Origin of the sequence: Microbacterium sp. 2RAF4, assembly GCF_052115285.1 — a bacterium.
In the GTDB taxonomy this organism is placed as follows: Bacteria; Actinomycetota; Actinomycetes; order Actinomycetales; family Microbacteriaceae; genus Microbacterium; species Microbacterium oxydans.
The window spans coordinates 271468-292973 of sequence record NZ_JBFRGI010000005.1 but is presented as its reverse complement, the minus strand read 5'-3'; the positions used below and the strand labels follow the sequence as shown (position 1 = coordinate 292973).

The 21506-nt window shown below is 69.3% G+C and carries 18 protein-coding genes; 5 read left to right on the top strand and 13 right to left on the bottom strand.

Annotation, left to right across the window (positions count from 1 at the left end):
* Positions 1-68 precede the first annotated feature (68 nt).
* From AB4070_RS18365 to AB4070_RS18335, 7 genes are all read right to left on the bottom strand, one after another.
* Positions 69-1526, bottom strand: a complete 1458-nt coding sequence (locus AB4070_RS18365; protein WP_441981368.1) for a sodium/solute symporter — start codon at positions 1524-1526, stop codon at positions 69-71.
* Positions 1523-1903 carry a heavy metal transporter gene (locus AB4070_RS18360; RefSeq protein ID WP_441981367.1) on the bottom strand — a complete coding sequence of 127 codons (381 nt, stop codon included), beginning with the start codon at positions 1901-1903 and terminating at the stop codon, positions 1523-1525. The genes AB4070_RS18365 and AB4070_RS18360 overlap by 4 nt, the downstream gene beginning before the upstream one ends.
* Complete coding sequence (locus AB4070_RS18355) at positions 1900-2637, bottom strand: LytR/AlgR family response regulator transcription factor (protein ID WP_441981366.1); 738 nt, start codon at positions 2635-2637, stop codon at positions 1900-1902. The genes AB4070_RS18360 and AB4070_RS18355 overlap by 4 nt, the downstream gene beginning before the upstream one ends.
* Positions 2634-3824: a sensor histidine kinase gene (locus AB4070_RS18350; RefSeq protein ID WP_441981365.1), complete on the bottom strand. Its 1191-nt coding sequence runs from the start codon at positions 3822-3824 to the stop codon at positions 2634-2636. Before AB4070_RS18350 ends, AB4070_RS18355 begins: the two co-directional genes overlap by 4 nt.
* Before the next feature lie 29 nt (positions 3825-3853).
* The gene (locus AB4070_RS18345) at positions 3854-4099 is read right to left on the bottom strand and encodes a YbdD/YjiX family protein (protein WP_441981364.1); all 246 of its coding nucleotides are present in this window, start codon (positions 4097-4099) and stop codon (positions 3854-3856) included.
* A gap of 15 nt (positions 4100-4114) precedes the next feature.
* The gene (locus AB4070_RS18340) at positions 4115-6400 is read right to left on the bottom strand and encodes a carbon starvation CstA family protein (protein ID WP_441981363.1); all 2286 of its coding nucleotides are present in this window, start codon (positions 6398-6400) and stop codon (positions 4115-4117) included.
* Between the two features lie 183 nt (positions 6401-6583).
* On the bottom strand, positions 6584-9784 hold the full coding sequence (locus AB4070_RS18335) for a S8 family serine peptidase (protein WP_441981362.1): 3201 nt from the start codon (positions 9782-9784) through the stop codon (positions 6584-6586).
* A gap of 167 nt (positions 9785-9951) precedes the next feature.
* Between AB4070_RS18335 and AB4070_RS18330 the strand changes: the two genes are divergently transcribed.
* On the top strand, positions 9952-10497 hold the full coding sequence (locus tag AB4070_RS18330; protein ID WP_045264328.1) for an ECF transporter S component: 546 nt from the start codon (positions 9952-9954) through the stop codon (positions 10495-10497).
* Here the strand turns inward: AB4070_RS18330 and AB4070_RS18325 are convergent.
* A complete protein-coding gene (locus AB4070_RS18325) occupies positions 10469-11740 on the bottom strand; it encodes a heparan-alpha-glucosaminide N-acetyltransferase domain-containing protein (protein ID WP_441981361.1) in 1272 nt (423 codons plus the stop codon). The genes AB4070_RS18330 and AB4070_RS18325 overlap by 29 nt on opposite strands.
* Positions 11741-11988: 248 nt before the next feature.
* On the opposite strand from AB4070_RS18325, the gene AB4070_RS18320 reads away from it, so the two are divergent.
* Genes AB4070_RS18320 through AB4070_RS18305 form a run of 4 tightly spaced genes read left to right on the top strand, consistent with a single transcriptional unit; the run spans position 11989 to position 16253 of the window.
* Positions 11989-13740, top strand: coding sequence for an ABC transporter ATP-binding protein (locus AB4070_RS18320; protein ID WP_441981360.1), 1752 nt, complete (start codon positions 11989-11991; stop codon positions 13738-13740).
* Positions 13737-14555: an energy-coupling factor transporter transmembrane component T gene (locus AB4070_RS18315; protein ID WP_441981359.1), complete on the top strand. Its 819-nt coding sequence runs from the start codon at positions 13737-13739 to the stop codon at positions 14553-14555. The genes AB4070_RS18320 and AB4070_RS18315 overlap by 4 nt, the downstream gene beginning before the upstream one ends.
* Positions 14556-14565: 10 nt before the next feature.
* Positions 14566-15441 (top strand): siderophore-interacting protein, encoded by an 876-nt coding sequence (locus tag AB4070_RS18310; protein ID WP_441981358.1) that lies wholly within the window; start codon positions 14566-14568, stop codon positions 15439-15441.
* The gene (locus AB4070_RS18305; RefSeq protein WP_441981357.1) at positions 15438-16253 is read left to right on the top strand and encodes an ECF transporter S component; all 816 of its coding nucleotides are present in this window, start codon (positions 15438-15440) and stop codon (positions 16251-16253) included. The genes AB4070_RS18310 and AB4070_RS18305 overlap by 4 nt, the downstream gene beginning before the upstream one ends.
* A gap of 158 nt (positions 16254-16411) precedes the next feature.
* Here the strand turns inward: AB4070_RS18305 and AB4070_RS18300 are convergent, their stop codons facing one another.
* The 5 genes from AB4070_RS18300 to AB4070_RS18280 all read right to left on the bottom strand — a co-directional run bounded on the left by AB4070_RS18300 (position 16412) and on the right by AB4070_RS18280 (position 21432).
* On the bottom strand, positions 16412-16717 hold the full coding sequence (locus tag AB4070_RS18300; RefSeq protein ID WP_441981356.1) for an HNH endonuclease: 306 nt from the start codon (positions 16715-16717) through the stop codon (positions 16412-16414).
* Entirely contained in the window at positions 16714-17823 is a 1110-nt protein-coding gene (locus AB4070_RS18295; RefSeq protein ID WP_441981355.1) for a DUF222 domain-containing protein, read from the bottom strand. The genes AB4070_RS18300 and AB4070_RS18295 overlap by 4 nt, the downstream gene beginning before the upstream one ends.
* 151 nt (positions 17824-17974) lie before the next feature.
* On the bottom strand, positions 17975-19072 hold the full coding sequence (locus AB4070_RS18290) for a serine hydrolase domain-containing protein (protein WP_441981354.1): 1098 nt from the start codon (positions 19070-19072) through the stop codon (positions 17975-17977).
* Positions 19073-19185: 113 nt separating this feature from the next.
* Positions 19186-20349, bottom strand: a complete 1164-nt coding sequence (locus AB4070_RS18285) for an acyl-CoA dehydrogenase family protein (RefSeq protein WP_441981353.1) — start codon at positions 20347-20349, stop codon at positions 19186-19188.
* A gap of 153 nt (positions 20350-20502) precedes the next feature.
* Positions 20503-21432, bottom strand: coding sequence for a M15 family metallopeptidase (locus AB4070_RS18280; protein WP_441981352.1), 930 nt, complete (start codon positions 21430-21432; stop codon positions 20503-20505).
* Positions 21433-21506: the final 74 nt, after the last annotated feature.

Here is a 21506-nt window from a genome sequence, read left to right as displayed (position 1 = left end):
CGCGATATGACAGCTTGCCGCGCCAACCGGGCTGTCATATCGCGACGGGAGCGTCAGATGACGTGCGGTCAGCCGCGCTCCGGCGTGTGCACACGCGCGAGGAAGCGCTCAGTGCGCGGCGACGGACCCCGCGGATCGATGAGCGAGACGACGACCGTGACCGCTGTGGCGAGCGGGATCGTCCATGCGGCGGGCTGCGCGAGATAGGGCGCCGCTGCTCCGATGCCGCCGACCGCCGCGTGCACCAGCAGGGCGAGCCCCGCAGCGCACCCGCCTGACACCATTCCGGCCACCGCACCTCGCGCGGTGAGCCCCCGCCACCACACGCCGAGCAGCACGACCGGCGACAGCGTCGACGCCGCCACCACGAACACGACGCCCACGCTCGACCCGAGGCCTGCCGGGGCCGTGAGCAGCGCCACGGCGAGCGGCACCAGCGCGCAGAGCACCGCCGACAGCCGGAACGACCGCACGGATCCGGAGAACACGTCCTGGCTGATCACGCCCGCAAGTGACACGACGAGGCCGGCCGACGTCGCCAGGAAGGCTGCGAACGCTCCGGCGACGATGAGCGCGGTCAACAGCTCACCGAACGCTCCAGGGAAGACGCGCGAGGGGAGCAGCAGCACAGCGGTGTCCGCGACGCCGGGCACCGCCAGGTCCGGAGCGGCGATGCGCGCAAGCAGCCCCATCGTGCTCGACACCGCGTAGAAGGCGCTCACCATGCCGATCACGATCACGGTCGTGCGCCGTGCGGAGACCCCGGTCGGACTCGTGTAGAAGCGCACCAGCACGTGCGGCAGTCCCATCGTTCCCAGCAGCAGCGCGAGCAGGAGCGAGGCGGTCTCGTAGGCGTCGAACCCCGAGGGACCGGCCTCGACGGGGAACACCAGCGCTGGATCGAAATCGTGCGGTCCGCCGCTGAGCGCGAACGCGATGAAGACCACGGGAACGAGGAGCGCGGTGAGCTTGAGCCAGTACTGGAAAGCCTGCACGTAGGTGATGGCGCGCATGCCTCCGGCCGCGACCGCTGCGGCGACGAGCACCGCGACGGTGACGGCGCCCACCCATTCCGGCAGCCCGGCGACGACCAGCAGGGTCAGCCCCGCTCCGTGCAGTTGCGGCACGATGTAGAGCCAGCCGATGACCAGCACCGCGATGCTCGTGACCCGGCGCGCCGACTGCGACTCCAACCGCGCCTCGATGAAGTCCGGGATCGTGTAGGCCCCGCTGCGCCGAAGCGGGGCCGCGACGAACGCCAGGACCAGGAGATAGCCGGCTGCGTAGCCGATCGGGAACCAGAAGCCACGGGCACCGTCGAGCAGCACGAGGCCGGACAGCCCGAGGAACGTGCCGGCCGAGAGGTACTCGCCGCTGATCGCAGAGGCGTTCCACACCGGCCGCACGGTGCGGGACGCGACGAAGAAGTCGCCGGTCGTGCGCGAGATGCGCAGACCGTAGATGCCGATCAGCAGTGTCGCGACGATGACGAGCGCGACGCCGATCAGGTCGAGAACCGCGTTCACTCGCGATCCCGGAGCGCACGGTATCGACGTTCGTTGCGCGCAGCCGTGCGCACGTAGAGCACCGCGAACACGACGATGATCGGGTAGAACGCGTAGGCCTGCAGCAGCCACGACAGGGGCAGACCCCAGATCATCACCTGCCCGATCTCCGGGATGAGCGCGATCGCCAGGGTCAGCGCGATGACGACGACCACGAAGCCGGCGACCGTTCCGAGTGCGAGTCGCAGCTGGCTGCGCATCAGAGCTCGCGCGTAGACCGCATCCGCTTCATCCACGGGGGCGCCCGGCAGCGCGATGCCCCGGGTGAAGGCCGCCGGCCGACGATCAGGCAGCTCAGCGGTCACACGCACCCGCACGCGCTTCGGCTTCTCCGTCATCCCCCGACCTCCCCACGCAGCAGGGCATCGCGCACCGCGGGCACCAGGCGTCTGCTCACCGGCAGCGAGACGGCGCCGATCGAGACCGAGGGTTCAGCGCCGGAGAGCCGGGCCTCGGTCACGGCGGCGATGCGCACGAGCGAGGAGCGATGGATGCGCAGGAACCCGACGTCCGTCCACCGCGTCTCGAGTTCCGAGATGGGCGTGCGCACCAGGTGCCCCGCACCGTCGCCGGTGTGCAACCGGGAATAGTCCCCCTGGGCCCGCACCCAGCGCACCTCGCTGCGGCGCACGAACCGCACCACGGATCCGATCGTGACCGGCAGCATCTCGTCTTCGCCGGGCGCCTGAGCCTCCGCGACTTCGACCACCCGTCCGACCGCCTGGCGGAGCCGTTCGATGCGCACGGGCTTGAGGAGGTAGTCGGCGGCACGCAGCTCGAACGCCTCGACGGCCCTGGCGTCGTCGGCGGTCACGAACACGACGGCCGGCGGTTCCGCGAGGGCGAGCAGCGCACGCGCGAGCTCCATCCCGCCGAGCCCCGGCATGTGGATGTCGAGGAATGCGATCCGCACGGCCCGCTCCGACAGCAGCCGCAGGGCTTCCGCGCCCGATGATGCGGTGACGATCGCGCCGATGCGCGCGTCCGTGCGCAGCAGATGGACCAGCTCGTCCAGGGCGGGTCTCTCGTCGTCCGCGACGAGCACATCGATCGGCGCCGTGCCTCTGGTCATGCTCGTCCGTCGCCGTCCGGATCGTGCTGCGGCTGGGATTTCGGGACCCGCATGCGCACCAGGGTACCGGCGCCCGTGTTCGTCTCGACCACCAGAGCGCCGTCCGCCCCGTAGAGCTGGCGGAGCCGGGTGTCGACGTTGCGGAGTCCCACGTGGACCCCGTCGTCGCCGGCGGTGAGCGTCGCGTGAAGGGCCTCGGGGTCCATGCCCACCCCGTCGTCCTCGACCGTGATCTCGGTGTGGGTACCGTCGTCGCGTGAGGCGATGCGGATCTCCCCTCCCCCTTCGCCGGGCTCGAGCCCGTGACGGACGGCGTTCTCGACCAGCGGCTGCACCGAGAGGAACGGGATGACGGTGGCCAGCGTCTCCGGTGCGATCTGCAGCGTGACGCGCAGGCGGTCCCCGAACCGCGCTCGTTCGAGCTCGAGATAGGAGTGGATGCTGCCGAGCTCGTCGGCCACCGTCGTGAACTCCCCCTGCCGCCGGAAGGAATAGCGGGTGAAGTCGGCGAACTCCAGCACCAGCTCGCGCGCGCGTGCGGGGTCGGTGAGCACGAAGGAGGCGATCGCCGTGAGGGCGTTGTAGATGAAATGCGGCGAGATCTGCGCACGCAGCGAGCGCAGCTCCGCCTCGGCCAGCTGCGTCCTGGACGCATCGAGTCCGCCGAGCTCGACCTGGGCCGCGCACCAGTCGGCGACCTCCTCCGAGGCACGCACCAACGCGGCACGGACGGGCGCCGCGAAGGCGACCACGACACCGATCGCGCGTCCGTCGACCAGGATCGGCGCCCCGACGGCCGCGAGATCGTCGTCTGCACCGGGAGCGGGGAAGACCTGCCTGCGTCCCGACTCCCCGACCCTGGCGGCGATGCGGCGGGCGGCGGATTCCAGTCCGTCGGACGGCCCGTCGAACGACACCGTGCCCTCGGCGCTGACGATCGCGACCGCCGCGCTGCCGAGCAGCACCCGCAGATGACGCGCCGCCTTGACGACATCGGGGCCCGACAGTCCAGCGCGCAGATGCGGTGCCGCCAGACTCGCCTGATGCAGCACAGTGAGGGCGGCCTGTTCGGCGTCGCTGCCCAGGTCGGCGGCGCCGCGGGCGAGTCGGCGTGCGAGCAGGAGGAGCACCGAGAGCACGATGCCGCCGAGCACGCCGAGGATCGCTGCGAGAACGACGTCGGTCATGGGGTTCAGCCTACGGAGCCGTGCACGCCTCAGCAGCAGCGGGCGCCGGGGTTGCGATCCTGGTCGTCCATCCGCTGCCGCCAGAACTGCCGCTCGGTCAGCGGCTCCTCGCCGGGGTGCACACGACCGTGATGGGCGACGTACGTCGCGTAGGCGCTGTCGCCCATCAGGTTCGTGATGTACCAGCGGATGCCGCGGCCGGCCCGCACCGCGGCGCTGAGCAGCGTCCGCAGGAGGGTGGTCGCGGCATCCGTCCGACTCGTGGTGTCAGCCATCTCAGTGTCTCGACATCAGTGGGTCGACGCCTTGCGCTCGTCCGCGAGGATCGGCTCCCACTGCTTCTCGAGCTCGCGCTCTTCAGCGCTCGGCAGGAACCCGGCCGGGGCGAAGCGGCGCGAGGCCACGGGTGCGTCCTCGGTGTTCTCGCCGCCACCGTCGCGGATCGCCCTGATCGTGACGATCACGGCCGCCACCATCACGATGATCGCAAGGGTCACGAAGATGATCGACAGCGTGCCCTGCACGGCGGTGTTGCGGATGACCGCATCGAGCACCGCTGGCTCGCCGAGCGAGGTGTCTCCGCTGTCGCGGGCGGCGACGTAGCGGAAGTGGTTCGCCCAGTAGCCGATGGCCGGCACGGGCGAGGCGATCTTGTACAGCGACGCCGTGATCGTGACCACCGCGGTGAACGCCAGAGGCAGCCCGATGATCCACAGCCACTTGATGTAGCTCTTGCCGCGCTTGGCGACGATGGCCATCACCACGGCGAGCGCGATCGCGGCGAGCAGCTGGTTCGCGATGCCGAACAGCGGGAAGAAGGTGTTGATGCCGCCGAGCGGGTCGGTGACGCCGAGGATGAGGATCGCTCCCCAGCCGGCCACCATGATCGCGGTGCAGATCCACACCCCGGGGCGCCAGGAGACGTCGCGGAACTTCGGGAACCAGGCTCCGATCGAGTCCTGCAGCATGAACCGGGCGACACGGGTTCCGGCATCCACGGCCGTGAGGATGAACAGCGCCTCGAACATGATGGCGAAGTGGTACCAGAACGCCATGAGGGCCTGGCCACCGAGAGCCTGCTGCATGATGTGCGCGAGGCCGAGAGCCAGAGTGGGGGCGCCGCCGGTGCGCGAGACGATCGACTCCTCCCCGACGGCCGCTGCCGTGCCCGTGAGCATCTCGGGTGTCAGGTTCACCCCCGTCAGGCCGAGCGAGTTCACGAAGGCGACGGCGCCTTCGACCGTGCCCCCTGTCGCTGCCGTCGGGGCGTTCATGGCGAAGTAGATGCCCTGGTCGATCGAGATCGCGGCGACGAGCGCCATGATCGCGACGAACGACTCCATGAGCATGCCGCCGTAGCCGATGAAGCGCGTCTGACGCTCCTTCTCGATGAGCTTCGGGGTGGTCCCCGAGGCGATCAGCGCATGAAAGCCCGACAGCGCTCCACAGGCGATCGTCACGAACAGGAAGGGGAACAGCGGACCGGCGAACACCGGCCCCATGCCGTTCTCACCGAAGATGCTGATGGCGGGGACGGTGATCTCGGGACGGACCAGCACGATGGCCCCGGCGAGCATCACGATCACGCCGATCTTCATGAACGTCGACAGGTAGTCGCGGGGGGCCAGCAGCAGCCACACCGGGAGCACGGCGGCGATGAAGCCGTAGATGATGATGCCCCAGGCGATCGTGGTGCGGTCCAGGTGGAAGATCGCCTGGCCCCACTCGGTGCCGGCGACCCAGCCGCCGCCGATGATCGCGGCCATGAGCAGCACGAAGCCGATGATCGAGACCTCGGTCACCTTGCCCGGGCGCAGGTAGCGGAGGTACACGCCCATGAACAACGCGATCGGGATGGTCATTGCGACCGAGAAGACGCCCCACGGGCTCTCCCCGAGCGCGTTGACGACGACGAGGGCGAGGATCGCGACGATGATCAGCATGATCAGCAGCGAGGCGATGATCGCTGCAGTGCCGCCGATCTTCCCGAGTTCCTGACGGGCCATCTGGCCGATCGTGCGACCACCGCGTCGCATGGAGAAGAAGAGCACCGTGTAGTCCTGCACCGCACCGGCGAGCACGACGCCGACGATGATCCAGATGGTGCCGGGGAGGTAGCCCATCTGCGCCGCGAGCACGGGGCCGACGAGCGGGCCGGCGCCGGCGATCGCGGCGAAGTGGTGGCCGTAGAGCACCCGGCGGTCGGTGGGGACGTAGTCCTTGCCGTCCTGCTTCACCTCGGCGGGGGTGGCCCGACGGTCATCGGGTCGCGTGATGTATTTCTCGATCACCTTCGAATAGAACCGGTAGCCGATCAGGTATGTGCAGACCGCGGCGAACACGAACCAGATCGCGTTGACGGTCTCGCCGCGGACGATCGCGAGCATGGTCCAGGCGACGGCGCCCAGCAGGGCGATCGCGGCCCACAGGATGATCTTCGGCAGGGTCCAGCGGTTCGTCTTCTCGTGGTGCTCCTCGGTGAGGGCCACGGGAGGGAGATTCGGGTCGGTGACGATGAGGGGCTCGTCGTCGACGAGTCCGGCGCCGTCGCGGCGGCGCGACGAAGGTGCGGTCATGGGGGTCTCCTCGGGATACGCGACGTTGCGTTCCCCCACGTTAGGAAGACGACCCCGCCCGGAGGAGCCGGACGATCAGCCGCTGCGACGAGCGGCGGCTATCACGCGATGAACGGATGCCCCGCACGCGACAGCACCCCGCGGCCAGAGGACCACGGGGTGCTGTCGCTGTGCATGTCCGGATTACTCCTGCTTCTCCTCCCGCGGAGCCGGGGTCGCCGGTGCCGAGGTCTCGGGCGCAGGCGTCGCCGGCGCGCTCGTCTCCGGTGCCGGGGTCTCCGGCGCCTTCGTCTCGGGAGCCGGAGTCTCCGGAGCCGGAGTCTCCGGAGACTTCGCCGCCGGCACGTCGACCGTCAGCACGGTGCGCACATCGGAGTCGCCGTACTGCACGACCCCGAGGTAGCGGGTGCCGGCGGTCAGGCCGGTCCAGCCGAGGTTGTACGACGTCTTCTTGCCGCGCACCGCGGCGAGCGGGTTCGGCGTTGCCGTGAGGTCACCCTCACCGTCGGCCAGCACGTTGGCGTAGGTCATGTCCCACGTCATCGGACCCGTCGTCGAGTAGATGTTCGCCACCACCAGGTAGGTTCCGGCCTTCGGCGACGGGATCGTGACCTGTTCGTCCGCCGAGCCTGTGGCCGAACGCCAGCGCTCGTAGTACTGCAGGTCGTCCGGGCTCACCACCCGGTACACGGTGAGGTCGAGGTCGCTGCCCTTGTCGTCCGACGAATCGAGGTCGAACCGCGAGAGGGTCGTCCCCTCCGGCACGTTCACGATCCACGAGACGTCCTTGTTGGCGTCGCCCGACTTCTCGTCTCCCGAGTGCCCCTCGACGGGGTTGTCCGCGTCGGCGAGCAGTTCGAACGGCGTCAGACCCGAGAGTCCGAGCGCGAGGTCACCGGTCAGACCGGGAGTTATCTCGACCGCGGTGCTGCCGTCGACGCCGCTGCCCGAGACCTCGGCGGGCGCATCCGCCGTGACCGGGAACAGTGCGATCGGCGAGCGCACCGTGTTCTTCGCACTCGTCCACGTGAGCGAACCCGTGGCCCACTGCTCCACCGGGGCCGTGGCGTTGTCGAACGTCACCGTGAACGTCTTGGTCTGGCCGGGGCGGTCGAACTTCAACTGCTGAGGCGTGACCTTGACGTTCACTCCGGGCACGGAGGCCTTGGCCGTGAAGGTGCCCTTCTCGGTCGAGGTGACCGTGCGGGTGACGGTCTGCGCGCTGGTCAGGGAGCCGATCGAGATCGACGCCTGGTTCAGATCGCTGCCGTCGATGGGGTCGATGCCGGGGAAGTCCGACAGCCCCTTCCCGTCAAGGAACGCCGCCCAGTCCTTCACACCGTTGAGGTAGAGCAGACCCGGGTTCAGGTAGCGCTTCGGGTCCACCTGACCTGCGCCCTGCTCGAACGGGTTCGTGTTCTTCGATCCGTCGGGCAGCACGGTGTCGTAGGCGGTGGTCATCATCGCGGACTTGATCTCCGCCGGGGTCGCTTTGGGGTGCTCGCCGAGGTACAGCGCGGCGAGGCCGGCCACGTGCGGGGAGGCCATCGATGTTCCGGAGAGGATGCCGAACGTGGGCTTCTCCCCCGGAGCGTTCTCGGTCGCCGCGAGGATCGCGACGCCGGGAGCCGCGACGTCCGGCTTCATCACGTCGCTGCCGTCCGCCAGCATCGGTCCGCGACTCGAGAATCCCGCGATCTGCGGGGTCGGGGTGACGACGCCGGTGGTGTTCTCACCGACGAGCGTGATGGGACGATCCACGCCGCCCTGCACGTACGCGAGCACGGCCGCGCGATGCACGGCGTTCAGGTGCACGGTCGGCACCGCGTGGAAGTCGTTGTCGAGCGAGTCGGCACCGCCCGGCACGTTCACGAGCACCATGCCCATGCCGCCGGCGTCCTTCACCACCTGCGACTTCTCGGCGCGGGCGTTGCCACCGCGGTCGCAGACCACGATGTGTCCGGCGACCTTGGCAGGATCGAGGGTGCCCGGCAGGCAGAGCTGCGGGGTGACGGCGCCCGCCGCCGCGGCATCGACTGCGGCGATCGACGGGCCGGTGACCTTCTGTCCGAACGGCACGCTCACCGAGGCTCCGGCCTGCGCGAACCCGTCGAACTGCACGGTGCCCTCCCACGTCGGGATGGTCGACGCGGCCACGGTGGTGTACCAGGGAGAGGCGTGGTCGGCCGTGACCGGGTCGGGTCCGTCGTTGCCGGCGCTCGTCGCCACGAAGACGCCTGCGGCCGCGGCGTTGAAGAACGCGAGGTCCTCCGGGGCCATCACGGTGCTCGCGGCACCGCCGCCGATGGAGTAGTTGATCACGTCGACGCCGTCGGCGACGGCCTGGTCGATCGCGGCGATCAGGTCGCTCTGCGCGCAGATGTCGTCGGTGGTGACCGTCGTGTCGGGGCCGACGTAGCAGGCCTTGTACGCCGAGATCTTCGCCGCGGGCGCGACGCCCGAGATCGTCCCGAAGTCGACGTTCTCGATGCTGGCCTTGACCTTGAAGTTACCCGCCGCCGTGCTGGCGGTGTGCGAGCCGTGGCCGTCGCCGTCACGCGGCGAGAGGTAGTCGTACTGGAAGTCGAAGCCGGCGGCCTCGGCCCCGGCGGAGAAGTACTGTCCGCCGATGAGCTTCGAGGAGTAGTCGCTGGTGTCCCAGTCCTGACCCTCGACCATCGCCGCCTGGAACTGACCGCCGTCCGACTTGTCGAAGTAGACGTACGTGCCGTCGGTGTAGGGCTGGCCGCCCTTGCTGCGGTTGTTCTGCTTCTTCTGCTTCTTGATCTTCTTGCCCTCGAACGAGGGGTGCTCGGGGGCGATGCCGGTGTCGATCACACCGACGACGACACCCTCTCCGGCGGTCGCGACCCCTCCGGTCTGCTGCCACACCCCGCCCTTGCCCTTGCGGTCGTCGCCGAGGCCGAGGTAGTCGGTCGAGCTCTGCGCGTCGGGGTGACGGATCTCATCGGGGTAGACGCCGAGGACGTCCTTCGAGGCGCGGAGCGCATCGACCTGCTCGCCGCTGAGGTCGGCGCTGAAGCCGTTCAGGACGACCTGATAGGTGGTGTCCGGCGTGACCCCGATGTCGCTGACGAGGTCTTCCTGCTCGGTCTGGAGATGTTCGACGTAGCGCTGCGAATCCTGCGACTGCGTCTCGAGCTGGTCGCCTTCGGCGGGCTTGGTGGCCTTCAGACCCTTCACGTCGCCCTCGTAGGTGGCGAGCGGATCCGCCTTCATCACCACGATGTAGTGCCCTGGTGTGCCTGCGACGGGGACGGGGTGCGTCACCTCCTCCGTCGCATAGCCTGCGGTTGCCGTCGATGCGATGAACAGCGTGGCCAGGGTGGTGGCTGCCGCCATCCGGAGGGGTGTTCGACCCATGTGGTGCTCCCGATGATCACGGTGCGGCCCTCTTGCTGCACCGCGGCCAACATAAGCCCGACCCTGGCGATTCTCAGGAAGTCTGGCCGATCGGTCACCCGGCATTCGCCGATCGGCCAGGGTTATCCACGGCCGCCCTCGCGATACGTCGACAGTAAGCTGGAGAGGTGGCCCGCACCTCTGTCCTGACGACCCGCGTCCTGCTCGTATGCGCAGCCATCGGGGTCGCCACGGGCATCCTCGCGGGTATCGCCGGATGGGTGACTCCGGTGCTGCTGGCCAGTCCGCTGCTGTTCCTCTACGGCCTGGTCCTCGGCTCGCACGTGCTGCCGGGCATCATCGCGCAGGAGGTGCTGCGCCTCCCGCTCGTCGCACTGATCACCCATGTGTTCGCCGCCTTGATCGCGAGCGCCTTCAACCCGGCCTGGGCACTGCGATTCATCGGCACCGCTCTGCTGTTCGGTCTGATCCAGGAGGGGGTGGCCGCCCTCACCCGCTACCGCTCCTGGGGGCCGTGGCGATTCTTCCTCTCGGCGGCGATCATCGGGGTCTTCGTGGCGGTCGTGGTGTTCTTCGCCGCTCACCTCTCGGTGATGCCGCTGTGGGCGCAGATCCTCTACCTCGCGATCTCGGTGCTCGGGCCGATCGCGTGGACAGCCATCGGCCTCGCGATCGGCTCGGCCCTCAGCCGCGCCGGCGTCGCCCGCCGCTAGGCACTCCGCCCAGCCGCCGCGCGACTGCGCCCGAGACCGAGCTCACGAGCGCCTCGAGCGGACCGCGACGCTTCAGCGCCGCCAGTATCGCGCCGATGGCGACCGCGCCCAGGATGTGGATGCCGAGGATCGCCGGTCCCAGGTACCACCACGGGAGCTCCGTCGACGCGTCGACCGCGCCGGAGAGCAGCACGAACGAGGTGGCCGCCGCGGCGAGCACGTGCACCGTGTAGACCGTGAGCGGAGCGGCTCCCGCCGCCCTGACGGGCTCGAGCACCCGGAGCGCGGACCCGGGGAGAACTCGGGCGAGGAACAGCATGCTCGCGATGACGAAGAGGGCGATACCGACCCCGCGCAGGATGTCGAGGGTCGTGCCGGTGTGCGGCGTCTGCAGCACGAGCGCCCACCACTGCGGAGAGAGCGGAGCGCCGAAGCCCGGCGTACCGATGATGCTCTCGGTGGCGGCAGCGGCCTCGGGCGGCAGGGTCGCGACGAGGACCGCGCGCCCGAAGAACTCGTAGACGAGAGCGCTGGTCGACACGGCGAACACGGCGAGGAAGGCGCCGATACCAGCCGTCCACGCGAGGAATCGCTTCTCCGTTCCGTTGTGCCGAGCGGCGATCAGAAGCGTGGCGACGGCCATCCCGACGAGCACGTAGACGATCCAGGTCACGACGGGATAGGTGCCGGTGACGAAGATCGCGCGCAGCGCCACGGCCGGCTCCCCCCACTGCGGCCAGGACACTCCGCCGCCCTCCCCGATGACCCCCAGGGCCTGCCGCAGGAAGGCGTTGAGGATCGGCCCCGCGATCGCGAGGATCGCCGCGGAGACGAGCAACCAGCGCGGACTCACCCTGAGGAACGGGATGCTGCACAGCATGGCGACACCGAAGTAGACGAGGACGACCACGATGCTTCCCGGCGCCAGGGCGAGCGTCGCCCCGATGAGGATGACGAGCACACCCCGCACAGCCATCGCCCACCGCGCGGCGGCGACGTGGCCGCGTTCCAGATAGGAGCGGGTGGCGAGCACGACGCTGATCCCGCCGACGACGGCGAACAGGGTCGAGGCGTTCCCGTCGACGATGGTCGACACCCATTCGACGTGGCCGGGCATGCCGGCCGACGGGAGCAGGTGAGCGCAGAACATGCCGATGATCGCCAGGAAGCGCGCGAAGTCGATGCCGACCATCCGGCCGAGCTCGCCGCGGCGACGTGCCGCCTCCGACTCGGGTGGAGACATCGGCTGCTCCCTCCGCGCTGTGCGGTGCGGTCGGGCGATCGTGTGCGTGTTCGTGTCTTGTGGCACGGTGCTCCCTCGTTCCTGCGGCGCCCGGTCGGCGCCTCTACGACGATGCCGGTTCTTCGGCCGCTCCACGTCCGTCCATCGGATGATCGATGTCATCCGTCGGAGGGCTTCTGTGCGCGTGGATAATCAGGTAAGGCTCAGCTAAGTTAGAAGGGTACGATCCGCCGACCCGGGACTCCGCCGTGCGCCCATCCGCGCCCCTGCTGAGCGTGCGTGACCTCTCCCTCACCCACGCCGATGCGGCGCACCCCTCTCCGCGAGAGGTGACCTTCGACATCGACGCGGGAGAGGTCGTTCTCCTGCTCGGGCCCTCCGGTTCGGGCAAGTCGACGCTCACCCTCGCCCTCAACGGGCTCATCCCGCATGCCCTCCCCACGGCCATGATCGGCACGGTGGAAGCCGGCGGCATCGACACGCTGAACGCCCCGACCGCGACGCTGAGCACCCGCGTGGCGATGGTGTTCCAAGACCCCGATGCGCAGATCGTCACCGGCAGTGTGTACGACGAGGTCGCGTTCGGCCCCGAGAACCTGCGGCTGCCGCTCGACGTGGTGGAGAATCGCGTCGAGGAGGCACTGCGCCGGGTCGGGCTCTGGGAACGGCGCACGGTGAACCCCGACCACCTCTCCGGCGGCGGACGGCAGCGACTCGCGATCGCCGGTGCCCTCGCGATGGGCTCGCCCCTCATCGTGCTCGACGAACCGACCGCGAACCTCGATGCGCAGGGCATCGACGACGTGTACGCCGCGCTCGCCGAGGTTGTCGCTGCGGGTGACAGGGCCATCCTGCTCGTGGAGCACAACCTCGACGCGGCGATGTCGTTCGTCACGCGGACGATCGTGCTCGACCGCGACGGTCGGGTAGCTTTCGACGGGCCGGCGGCCGAGATCATCCGCGAGAACGCCGACGAGCTGGTCAGGATGGGCGTGTGGCTTCCGGCCGCCACCCTGTCGGCGCTCCGACTCCGGAGCCAGGGGCTCACGCTCGATCCGCTGCCGCTGTCTCCTCAGGAACTCGCCGTCGCGCTCGAAGGTCAGGACGTGTCGTCCGTTCCGTCGGGCGACGCGACGTCGACCGACCCGACGACGAAGAGCGGCGTGGGGGCTGCGGCGGATGGTCACAACACTGAGGACCCCCGCGCTGAGGAGCACGGCGTCGCGACGACACGCGTGGAGCCGATCATCCGCGCGCGAGGACTGACGGTGCGTCGGCGTCGTGCCGAGATCCTCCACGGTGTCGACCTCGACCTCGCACCCGGCAGCCTCACCGCCATCGTGGGTGCGAACGGGGCGGGAAAGACCACGCTGATCCAGGCGCTCGCGGGCGTCGTACCGCCACCGCGTGGACAGGTGTCGGTCGACGGCATCGACCCGGGGACCGCCTCTCCCCGCGACCTCGCCGCACGGATCGGGTTCGTGTTCCAGAACCCCGAGCACCAGTTCATCGCCCCGACGGTTTTCGACGAGCTCGCCCACGGGCTGCGGCTGCGCCATGTGCCCGACGCCGAGATCACGGCGAGAGTCGACGAGATGCTCACGCGCTTCGGACTGGAGCACAAGACGGACGTGCATCCGTTCCTGCTGTCGGGCGGTGAGAAGCGGCGCCTGTCGGTGGGCACGGCGCTGATCACCCGCCCCCGTGTGCTGGCGCTCGATGAGCCGACCTTCGGACAGGACCGCGCGAGAGCCGCCGAACTGCTCGACCTGCTGCAGGAGCTGCGCGCGGACGGCACGACCATCCTGATCGTCACGCACGACCTGCAGCTCGTGGCCGAGCACGCCAGTCACGTCGTGCTCCTCGCCCAGGGGCGCGTGCGGGCCGTCGGCGCCGCCGACGCCCTTCTGCGGGACGAGCAGCTGTTCACAGGTGCGGGACTGCGACTGCCGGCCCTGCAACGGGTGCTCGCATCCGCGGGTCTGGGGGTGAGCTCGTGACCGCGACGACGTTCGACCCCTATGCGCGCATGACGGCGACGTCGCGTCGGCAGTTCCTCTACGCCCTGAATCCGCTCGCGAAGGTCGCCGGCTTCGCACCCGCGATGGTGCTGCTCGTCTTCGTGCGGGACCTGGCGACCCCTGCCGCGTTCCTGGTGCTCGCCTATGCGCTGATCCTGGTCGGCGCGCGTCTCACCGTGCGCCTCCTCGCCCTGCTGCTGCTCGCTCTCCCCGCCGGGATGCTCCTGATCGGCATCGGCTTCTCCCTGTGGGTCGACACCGGGCTGGTCAACGACACCGCTCCGGTCGTGCGCATCGGGGACTGGACGCTCTACAGCGGGGCTCTGCTCCTCGGCTTCGCGACCGCGCTGCGGCTCGGCTCGATCGTCGCTCTCGCGCTCGTCGGCGGACTCACCACCAGCGGACCCGACCTGGTGCGGGCCAGCGTGCAGCAGCTGCGGGTGCCGTATCGGATCGGCTACACGGCCCTGGCGGCCTTCCGCTTCGTGCCGCGGTTCGGGCATGAGCTCTCCGTGATCAGGGCGGCCCATCGGGTGCGCGGGTATCACGGCGGTCGCGGACCGTTCGCGCGCATCGCCCGGGGGTGGGGGTACATCGTGCCGCTGCTCGCCGGCGCGATCCGCCATGCCGAGCGCGTCGCGCTGGCGATGGACTCGCGGGCGTTCGGTGCGCATCCGACTCGCACCGAACGGCACCTGGTCCCGTTCCGAACGCGAGACACCGTCTTCACCGTCGCGACCCTGCTGGCTTCTGCGGCCATCTTCGTCGTCTTCTTCCCCTGGCAGCTTTCCTGAAAGGCATCCGATGGCGTTCAGCAAGATGGTCAAGCCCGAATCGTCCGAACTCCTCCACCTGACGGTGCTGCGCACGGAGCAGCTCTCGGCGCACTGGATCCGGGTGACGCTCGGCGGTGGCGACATCGAGGGGTTCCGGCCGATGGGGTTCGACCAGTGGTTCCGATTGTTCCTGCCGATCGGTGGGGATGCCGGGCTCGACCGGGTGCCGGCGAAGGCGAACAAGGTGTTCGGGTACCTGAGGTTCCTGCGCATCCCCGACGGCGAGCGTCCGGTGATGCGCAACTACAGCGTGCGGGCGTACCGTCCCGCGACCGCGGATGCCGGCGCCGAGATCGACGTGGACTTCGTGCTGCACGGCTCGGCCGCGGACGGCACCGCCGGCCCCGCGTCGCGATGGGCGGAGACCTGCGAGCCGGGCGAGCACGTGCTGATCATCGACGAAGGACTCACATTCAACCCGCAGCGCGGGGTGGAGCGGGTCGTGCTGGTCGGAGACGAGACCGCCCTGCCCGCGATCTCCTCCATCTGCGCCTCGTTGCCCGCCACCGCGACGGGCACCGCGATCGTGGAGGTGCCGAGCGAGGAGGACGCTCTCGCGTTCACGCATCCCCTGGGCGTCGAGGTCGTGTGGATCGTGCGGCCGCATGGCGTGGCTCCCGGGGCGCTCGCCCTGGAGACGCTGGCACGCACTGCCCTGCCGGATGCGCCGTTCCACGCGTATGCAGCCGGTGAGCAGGCACTCGCCTCGGGGGCGCGCAAACATCTCGTGGGCGCGCGTGGGGTCGACAAGAATGCCGTGAGCTTCTGCGGCTACTGGAAGATCGGCGCCTCATCCCCCGCCTCGAAGGCCGCCCGCGACGCTGCTGCGGAGCCCCTCGCGTGAGCGGAACGGATGCAGCCGACGGCCTCGCCTCCATGGGCTCAGCGGGAGACGCTCCCGCGGCAGCAGCCGCCGGACATCGCGCGTCGGACGCCGGTGGACGATTCCGCTTCCCCACCGCCATCCTGCTGACCTGCGCCGCACTCGGCGTGGCCGGGGCGGTGCTGCTCGCGCCGATGAACTGGTTCTCGACGCTGTTGACCGGGCCGCTGCCCTTCGTCGGCATGGCCCTCGCCGGCCTGTGGCTGCTGCCGTCCGTGATCGCGCTGCGGCTGCTGCGGAAGCCGCTGGTCGGGCTCCTGGTCGCGCTGATCGCCGGCCTCGTGATGGTGCCGTTCTCCGGGTACGGCTTCAGCACCGTGCTGACCAACCTCTGGTGGGCGGCGTTCACGGAGCTGCCGTTCCTGTTCGTGCTCTGGCGCTACTGGGGAACGTGGATGCACTACGTCGGCGCCGTCGTCGTGGGTGTCGTCTACCCGATCTCGGCGTGGGCCTGGTTCGATCTCGGATCAATGTCTCTCTTCGCCCAGGTCGCCTTCTTCGCCGTGACGATCGCCAGCTGCGTCGGCGGCACCGCCCTCGGCATCCTGATCGCCGACCGTCTGCGCAGGGCAGGACTGGGCAGGGCAGGAGTGGACAGGGCCGGAGTGGACAGGGCAGGAGTGGACAGGGCAGGAGTGGACAGGGCAGGAGTGGACAGGGCAGGAGTGGGCAGGCCAGGAGTGGGCAGGCCAGGAGTGGGCAGGCCACGCGCAGACAGGCCAGGCGCAGACAGGCCAGGCGCAGACAGGCCAGGCGCCGACAGGCGCCGCTGAGGCTCGAGAGCACAGCCACTCCGAGCACACTCCTCAGGCGGGGTCGACCGGTACCGCAAGACGGTGCCCATCGCACCGTCGGGCAGCGGCCTCACCGGAGAACACCGTCCTCAGAGAACACCGTCCTCAGAGAGCACCGTCCTCAGGTCGCGACGTCCTCACGCAGCGACGTCGAAGCGTGCGCGACCGCCGAGCCTCGGGGTCTGCGCAGGATCGACGTATCGCGGCGGCACGAACCACACCCGCGCCGCCGCGCCAGCCCCTCTCCCACTCCCGCTCTCGGTCCCGCTCGAGCTTCCGCTCCCGCCCCCACTGCCGCCTCCGCTCCCGGCGGCGTCGATGCGGATCTCCCACCCGTTGTCGTGGATGCGGTGGTGACACGTTTCGCACAACAGCACCCCGTTGGAGAGGTCGGTCGGCCCGTGATCTCGTTTCCACCAGCGGATGTGATGCGCTTTCGTCATCTCGGCGGCAATCCGCACATCGCACATCCCCCGTCGCGCTCCACCAGCGCCAGCCGTTGTGTGCGGGTGAACAACCGCTTCTCCCGACCCCATTCGAGAATCTCGCTGTCACCACCGAGAACACACGGGATCACGCCGCCACCGGCTGCCATCCTGCGCGCAGCTCCGACACTGACAGGGTGATCGACACCATCCACGGTCGCCGAACCCGTGCCGGCTTCCAGATCGTCGAGGTTCATCCGCACGATCACCGTCGCACCCGCCACCGGCACCCGCTGCTCGCACCCGAGCACGTGCGCGCAGAACACCGCTAGAGCATCGGCTTGGATCATCGGCACCGTCCGGCGGTCCGCATCGGGCGCACCCTCATCGGGCGCATCCTTTCGCGCGGCGAACGCGGCGGTCACGTACCCCCGGATCGCGGTGACCACGGGAGCCGCGGTCTCGACGTCGAGCACCGCGTTCAGATGCACCATGCCGTCCCGCTCGAACAGCGACAGCGCACGTCTGCTGCGCCGCTCGTCCTCCCTGGGCTCCAGGCCGTCCGGATCGAGCCATGCTTCCGCACGGACCACGAGCTTGCGCACATCGTCGAGCGCCAAACCCGCCGCTTTCTCCGCCAGCACCCGCTCGCCTTCGGCGATACGCTCCGCTCCCGCGGCGATCCGGCAGCGATCGAGGAGCGCGATGATCATCGAGGCGGCCGGGGCGCCGAGCGCGCCCGAGTCGAGCGCCGCACTGACCGACGGGTACTTCGCCGGCAGACGGGCACCCAGGAGGTCACTGCGGGGTGCGGTCGCTTCGCCCACCTTGACGAGGCGCGAGGCATCGCCCGTCGACACTCCCGTCGCGGCCGCGATCAACGTCGCCGGATTGCGGTAGCCCTGCTGCTTCGCCAGGCTCTCCGCGCCGAGCTCTGGACGCGACTCACGCGATATGCACGCCGCCACCGAGACATGCACGGCATCCAACCGACGCCGCAACACCCCGATCGACTCGCTCACCGCCATCAGCTGCTCGCGCGACAGGTCTCCGGACTCGTCGGCATCCGACCACGCCTCATCGAGGCGGGACATCGCCTCATGCAACGCGTTCAATCTGGACATGCTTCATTTTATCGCGGATCGCGTCGACATTCGAATATTTGTTCGATCACATGCCGGTGAGACCGGTATCTCGCAAGCCACCCTCCCCGGACCGACCCGCCGACCCGCCGACCCGCCAGGCCCGCCCGGGCACAGGAGCCGCCAGAGCGCTTCACTGCACGTCGGTGAACAACCCCATGACGTCCGGTCCCATCTCGACCTGGCTCAGCACGACGCGGAACGAGCCGTCCTGGTCGATCCAGAAGTCTGTCCCCTGCCCACCCGACCAGCCGAACCGGCCGGCGTGCTCCCCCTCGGCCTGCACCGCGACGCCGAATCCCCACCCCGTGCCCTCCCAGAATCCCGGGAAGAAGCTGTCCGCGGTCTTCGCTGCGGCCGGCACCTGGTCCGTACGCATCAGCGCGAGCAGCTCCGGGTCGAGGACGGCACTCCCGCCATGGCGCCCGCCGGCGGCCAGCATCCCTGCGAACGCGGCATAGTCGGCTGCCGTCGACACGAGTTCCGAGTGACTGAGATCGAACGGCGCAGGCGCGACAGAGAACCCTGCGGCCGCCGGCTCGATCTCGACCAGCTCCCCCTCCTGGTGCCGATAAGCCGCGGGCAGGCGATGCGCCTGGTCGACGGGAACCGTGAAACCCGTGTCGACCATTCCCAACGGTCCGAAGAGGTCACGCCGAAGGTGCTCGTCCAGCGACTCCTCGACCACCCGCGAGAGCAGGATCCCGAGGATGCCGAAGGAGTGGTGGTAGCGCCACCCGGTGCCGGGCTCGAACGTCAGCGGGAGCGCGGTCAGCGCGTCCAGCCATTCCTGTGCGCCCATCGCGACCGGCTCCTGCCCGGCTGCCGTCCGGTTCGTGATCATCGCCTCGGCGAGCGGCGACGGCACGACCTGCACGCCGTAGCCCGAAGTGTTGGTGAGCAGATGACGCACAGTGATGGGCGTCGTCGCAGGCACGACGTCGTCGAGGGCAGCATCGGGGACGCGCAGCACCTGACGATCGGCGAGCTCGGGCACCCACTGCTCCACGGGATCGTCGAGAAGGAGTCGCCCCGCCTGCACGAGTCGCAGTGCGGCGACCGCGAGGATCGGCTTGGTCATCGACTGGATGCGCACGATCGCATCCACCGGCAGGTCTCCGGCCGCGACGATCTCGAACGACCGACCGGGTTCACCGTGCACGCCGATGATCCCCGGAGCCGTGCCCCGCGCGACGTGTTCATCCAGGATCCTTGCGAGCGACGTCGTCATGCACTCGATTCAACCGGGAGCCGACATCCCCTGTCCACGCCTCGGCAGTCGACGGCGCAGAGACGAGAAGAGGCCCCGGATGCGATATCCGGGACCTCCTCAGGGGTAACGCCTCAGCGCTTGCCGGCGATCTGACGCCCCACCAGGTCGCGCATGATCTCGTTCGTGCCGCCGTAGATGCGGTGCACTCGGGCATCGGTGAACGCGCGGGCGATCGGGTACTCCATGATGTAGCCGTAGCCGCCGTGCAGCTGCACTCCCGTGTCGAGCACCTCCCACTCGCGCTCGGTCGCCCAGAACTTCACCTTCGCGGCGTCCTCGGCGGAGAGCTTCCCCTGCGAGTACGCCCGGAGCGCGCGGTCGATGTAGGCCCACATCGCATCGGTGGTCGCAGACATGTCGGCGAGCCGGAAGCGGGTGTTCTGGAAGTCGGCGATGCGCTCGCCGAACGCCTCGCGGTCCTTCGTGTATGCGATGGTCCAGTCGAGGGCGGCCTGTGCGGCTGCGGCTGCGGCGACGCCGATCGAGAGGCGCTCGAGCGGCAGGTTGAGCATCAGCTGGATGAACCCCTGACCCTCTTTGCCGCTGATGAGATTCTCGTCGGGGACGAACACGTCCGTGAAGCTGAGCTCGGCCGTGTCCCAGCCGTGGAAGCCCATCTTGCTGAGCTTCTTGCCCTGGTCGAAGCCCTCCATGCCCTTCTCGACGAGCAGCAGGCTGAACGCATCCGGGCGGTTGCCGTCACCGGTCTTGACGAAGGTCACGACGACGTCGGCGGTCGTGCCGGAGGAGATGAACGTCTTCGCGCCGTTGAGGATGTAGCCGCCGTCGACCTTCTTGGCGTTGGTCTTGATCCCGCGCAGGTCGGAGCCAGCGCCGGGATCGGTCATCGCGAGCGCGCCGAGCACCTCGCCCGTGGCCATGCGGGGCAGCCACTTCTCCTTCTGCTCCTGCGTTCCCATGTGCACGAGGTAGGGCACGGCCAGGTCGTCCTGGATGCCGAAGGCACCGGCCAGCGAGCCCGCACCGGAGGCGATGACCTCCTCCATGACGATCGTGCGGAAGCGGTAGTCCTGCAGCATCCCCGCGCCGCCGAACTCCTCGGGGACGGAGAGCCCGATCAGACCGGCCTCGCCGGCTGCCAGCATGGTCGCGCGGTCGATCTCGCCCGCCGCATCCCACCGCTCGATCGCCTCGTTGGTCACGTGGCGCTTGACGAAGTCCTTGACCAGGTCCCGGAAAGCCTCGTGATCCTCGTCGTAGATGTCGCGTTCCATGCCGTCCTCCTGAACGTGTCGTGCATCATTGCTCCGGAGATTCTACGTCGCCAGGGAAGCCGGAGACAGGACGTTGTGAGAATGCATCCCATAAATCATGAGACTGGGTACCGCGGTTGTCGGATGCCGCAACCGGGGCGTCCCTCCCCTGATTCAGTGCGAGTAATCGGGGGCGGCAGGCAACGCGAAGAACTCCTCCAGCGTGTGGAATCCACCCTCGTGGTACGCCGCCGCGAGGTCGACCCCGACGTAGCGGAGGTGCCACGGCTCCGGGGCGTATCCGGTGACCGGGGTGCCGACCTGCTCGTAGCGCACGATGAATCCGTACTCCCAGGCGTGAGCTGCGACCCAGTCGCTCTGGGCCGTGCCGCCGAAGCCGTCGAGTCCGCCGCAGCCCGCACCGCAGGCCACCACATCGAGGGCGAGACCCGTCTGGTGCTCGCTGTGACCGGGGCGCGCCGAGCCGGCATCCGCCTCCGCCTGCCCCTGGGAACGCACATGCGAGCCGTAGGTCGTCACCTGAAGGCCATAGGAGCGGTAGCCGTTGTTGGCCCCGATGCGTCCGACGCCGGCAGCGGCTGCCGCATCCGCCATCCGGCCGACGGCGGCGGCCACATCGGAGCGCACACGTCCGGACGGTGTCGTCATCTGCAGCGGCACCTGAGCGAGGTCCGCCGGCTCGTAGGTCGGGGGATCCAGCGGCAGCGACTTGTTCACCACCACCCAGAGGCGTGCGGGATCGCTGAGCGAGATACAGGGAGCGTTGCCCGCCACCACCGCCTCACGGAAGGCCACCCCTCCCCCGAAGCCCGCGATCGCGCCCGCATCGTCTCCGTTCGCGATGGCCTGCTGCACCGACTGCTCGGCGCAGGGATCGGCCGCCGTGGTCGCAGCGACCTTGACCGGCGGAACCTGCATGACCGCGACCGGGACGGGCATGACCTCGGCATCGGACGACGGCACCGGACCGGAGCCGATCGAGAAGAGGATGCCGATCGCCGTCAGGGCGACGCCGATCGGGAGAGCGGGTCCGCGGATCGGGGACCGCGGCGCCGCATGCTGAGCGTGCGGCAGAAAGGGCATTGGCCCATTATCTCATTCGAAGATAGTTATGAGAGTGGCTTGCATCGACATCGATCATCTGTTCGAATAGTCGA

What these genes read in the sequence shown, in the direction of transcription:
- AB4070_RS18360 (WP_441981367.1), bottom strand. Translation starts at nt 1,903, where the DNA reads ATGACGGAGAAGCCGAAGCGCGTGCGGGTGCGTGTGACCGCTGAGCTG.
- AB4070_RS18355 (WP_441981366.1), bottom strand. Translation starts at nt 2,637, where the DNA reads ATGACCAGAGGCACGGCGCCGATCGATGTGCTCGTCGCGGACGACGAG.
- AB4070_RS18350 (WP_441981365.1), bottom strand. Translation starts at nt 3,824, where the DNA reads ATGACCGACGTCGTTCTCGCAGCGATCCTCGGCGTGCTCGGCGGCATC.
- AB4070_RS18345 (WP_441981364.1), bottom strand. Translation starts at nt 4,099, where the DNA reads ATGGCTGACACCACGAGTCGGACGGATGCCGCGACCACCCTCCTGCGG.
- AB4070_RS18340 (WP_441981363.1), bottom strand. Translation starts at nt 6,400, where the DNA reads ATGACCGCACCTTCGTCGCGCCGCCGCGACGGCGCCGGACTCGTCGAC.
- AB4070_RS18335 (WP_441981362.1), bottom strand. Translation starts at nt 9,784, where the DNA reads ATGGGTCGAACACCCCTCCGGATGGCGGCAGCCACCACCCTGGCCACG.
- AB4070_RS18325 (WP_441981361.1), bottom strand. Translation starts at nt 11,740, where the DNA reads ATGTCTCCACCCGAGTCGGAGGCGGCACGTCGCCGCGGCGAGCTCGGC.
- AB4070_RS18310 (WP_441981358.1), top strand. Translation starts at nt 14,566, where the DNA reads ATGGCGTTCAGCAAGATGGTCAAGCCCGAATCGTCCGAACTCCTCCAC.
- AB4070_RS18300 (WP_441981356.1), bottom strand. Translation starts at nt 16,717, where the DNA reads ATGACGAAAGCGCATCACATCCGCTGGTGGAAACGAGATCACGGGCCG.
- AB4070_RS18295 (WP_441981355.1), bottom strand. Translation starts at nt 17,823, where the DNA reads ATGTCCAGATTGAACGCGTTGCATGAGGCGATGTCCCGCCTCGATGAG.
- AB4070_RS18290 (WP_441981354.1), bottom strand. Translation starts at nt 19,072, where the DNA reads ATGACGACGTCGCTCGCAAGGATCCTGGATGAACACGTCGCGCGGGGC.
- AB4070_RS18285 (WP_441981353.1), bottom strand. Translation starts at nt 20,349, where the DNA reads ATGGAACGCGACATCTACGACGAGGATCACGAGGCTTTCCGGGACCTG.
- AB4070_RS18280 (WP_441981352.1), bottom strand. Translation starts at nt 21,432, where the DNA reads ATGCCCTTTCTGCCGCACGCTCAGCATGCGGCGCCGCGGTCCCCGATC.